This window comes from Clostridium sp. AF15-41 (assembly GCF_003604095.1).
In the GTDB taxonomy this organism is placed as follows: Bacteria; Bacillota; Clostridia; order Lachnospirales; family Lachnospiraceae; genus Coprococcus.
In genome coordinates this window covers 75,450-78,690 of sequence record NZ_QTMQ01000014.1, presented here as the reverse complement: position 1 = coordinate 78,690, position 3,241 = coordinate 75,450, and the positions used below count along the sequence as shown (strand labels likewise).

The 3,241-nt window shown below is 49.4% G+C and carries 1 rRNA gene; it reads right to left on the bottom strand.

The features are described from left to right. Positions 1–34 precede the first annotated feature (34 nt). Positions 35–2,922, bottom strand: a 23S ribosomal RNA gene (locus DWW43_RS10175). Positions 2,923–3,241: the final 319 nt, after the last annotated feature.

The window sequence follows — 3,241 nt, the reverse complement described above, 5'->3', positions numbered from 1 at the left end:
TCCAATCTCTTTCTCGCTTATCTTTCGAACCTCTCAGGATAAGTCTTCGACCTATTAGTATCTGTCAGCTGAATGCGTTACCGCACTTACACCTCAGACCTATCAACCTCGTAGTCTTCAAGGGGTCTTATTTCTTTAAAGAATGGGATATCTAATCTTGAGGGGGGCTTCACGCTTAGATGCCTTCAGCGTTTATCCCTGCCGGACTTGGCTACTCTGCCATGCTGTTGGTCAACAACAGATACACCAGCGGTCCGTCCATCCCGGTCCTCTCGTACTAAGGACAGCTCCTCTCAAATATCCTACGCCCACGCCGGATAGGGACCGAACTGTCTCACGACGTTCTGAACCCAGCTCGCGTACCGCTTTAATGGGCGAACAGCCCAACCCTTGGAACCTGCTACAGCTCCAGGATGCGATGAGCCGACATCGAGGTGCCAAACCACTCCGTCGATGTGAACTCTTGGGAGTGATAAGCCTGTTATCCCCAGGGTAGCTTTTATCCGTTGAGCGATGGCAATCCCACGTTATACCACCGGATCACTAAGTCCTACTTTCGTACCTGCTCCACCCGTCGGTGTCGCAGTCAAGCTCCCTTCTGCCTTTGCACTCTTCGAATGGTTTCCGACCATTCTGAGGGAACCTTTGAGCGCCTCCGATACCCTTTCGGAGGCGACCGCCCCAGTCAAACTCCCCGTCAGACATTGTCCCCCAGCCGGGTCACGGCTGCAGGTTAGAAACCCAGTACTGTAAGGGTGGTATCCCAAGGTCAGCTCCATGACAACTGGCGTCATCATTTCCTAGCTTCCCACCTATCCTGTACAGACAGTACCGAATCCCAGTATCAAACTGGAGTAAAGCTCCATGGGGTCTTTCCGTCCTGGCGCAGGTAACCAGCATCTTCACTGGTATTTCAATTTCACCGGGTGTGTTGTCGAGACAGTGCCCAAATCATTACGCCTTTCGTGCGGGTCGGAACTTACCCGACAAGGAATTTCGCTACCTTAGGACCGTTATAGTTACGGCCGCCGTTTACTGGGGCTTAAATTCAAACCTTCGCTTGCGCTAAGCTCTCCTCTTAACCTTCCAGCACCGGGCAGGCGTCAGCCCATATACCTCACCTTTCGGTTTTGCATAGACCTGTGTTTTTGCTAAACAGTTGCTTGGGCCATTTCTCTGCGGCCACATCTCTGTGGCACTCCTTCTCCCGAAGTTACGGAGTCATTTTGCCGAGTTCCTTAACAACACTTCTCCCGCCGGCCTTAGGATTCTCTCCTCATCCACCTGTGTCGGTTTACGGTACGGGCACATACAAAACAATAGCGGCTTTTCTTGGCAGCTAGCTCACCAGCTTCGTTACTTATAGTTCACTCCGCATTACGTCTTCTCCTTGCAAGGGGGTTTTGCCTCCCTTACGGATACCTCGCTTGCACCGGCTTTTCCATTTCCGGCTCTGGCTTTCTCTCTGCGTCCCCACAGTTCTGTTTGTATGTGGTACAGGAATTTCTACCTGTTATCCATCGACTACGACTTTCGTCCTCGCCTTAGGCCCCGACTTACCCAGGGAAGATCAGCTTTACCCTGGAAACCTTAGATATTCGGCCTTTAAGATTCTCACTTAAATCTCGCTACTCATTCCGGCATTCTCTCTTCTTAACACTCCACTGCTCCTTCCGGTACAGCTTCGTCACGTTAAGAATGCTCCTCTACCAATGTGTTCACATTCCATAGCTTCGGTGGTGTGTTTTAGCCCCGGACATTTTCGGCGCAGGACCTCTCGACTAGTGAGCTATTACGCACTCTTTGAATGTATGGCTGCTTCTGAGCCAACATCCTAGTTGTCTTCGAAATCCCACATCCTTTACCACTTAACACACACTTTGGGACCTTAGCTGATGGTCTGGGCTCTTTCCCTTTTGACTACCCAACTTATCTCGTGCAGTCTGACTCCCGTACATCATCTCTGCGGCATTCGGAGTTTGATAATCTTCGGTAAGCTTTGACGCCCCCTAGGATATTCAGTGCTCTACCTCCGCTAGACTAATACGAGGCTAGCCCTAAAGCTATTTCGAGGAGAACCAGCTATCTCCGGGTTCGATTGGAATTTCTCCCCTACCCACACCTCATCGCCACCCTTTTCAACGGATGTGCGTTCGGTCCTCCATTGCCTTTTACGGCAACTTCAACCTGGACATGGGTAGATCACCCGGTTTCGGGTCTTCTTATACTGACTTTACGTGCTATTAACACTTGCTTTCACTTCGGCTCCGTACCTGAAGTACTTAACCTCGCCAGCACAAGAAACTCGCCGGACCGTTCTACAAAAAGTACGCGGTTCTGCTTTATTCGCAGTTCCACAGCTTGTAAACACAGGGTTTCAGGTTCTCTTTCACTCCCCTCCCGGGGTCCTTTTCACCTTTCCTTCACAGTACTATGCGCTATCGGTCACTGAGTAGTATTTAGCCTTGGAGGGTGGTCCCTCCGCCTTCCCACAAGGTTTCTCGTGTCTCGTGGTACTCCGGATCCTGCTAGGCGTGTTTCTGATTTCATGTACGAGGCTTTCACTCTCTCTGGCGGGACTTCCCAGACCCTTCTACTATCTTCCACACTGCCATATCGCAGTCCATACCCCGTCGTGCACGCACAACGGTTTGGGCTCTTCCGCGTTCGCTCGCCGCTACTTACGGAATCGATGTTTCTTTCTCTTCCTCCGCCTACTTAGATGTTTCAGTTCAGCGGGTTCCCTCCGTATACCTATGTATTCAGTATACGGTGACTGAGGTTTACTCAGCCGGGTTTCCCCATTCAGATATCTGCGGGTCATCGGATATTTGCTCCTTACCGCAGCTTTTCGCAGCTTATCACGTCTTTCTTCGGCTCTCAGTGCCAAGGCATCCACCCTGCGCTCTTTCTAACTTAACCTTACAGCATACGTAGCTTGATATGCTGTGGTCCGTTGCTATCTTTCGATAACTTGATTCGCGTTTGTTTCAATCTCTTGAAACGTTTCTTGGATTATTTGATGTCTTGTTAATTATTAATGGCTTATTAATAATATCTCTATTTCTTTCTGTATGAAATTCTCAAGGTACATTTAAAACATAAGATTCAATATATTGGTCTGATTCGTAAGCTTCGCTTACTTCATCACGGACATTCTACGAATGTCCTTCCGTTTTCAAAACCTTTCATTGAAGAACAAGTTCTTCATGAACGCTTTTAAAAACCAGACCGCTCGTCC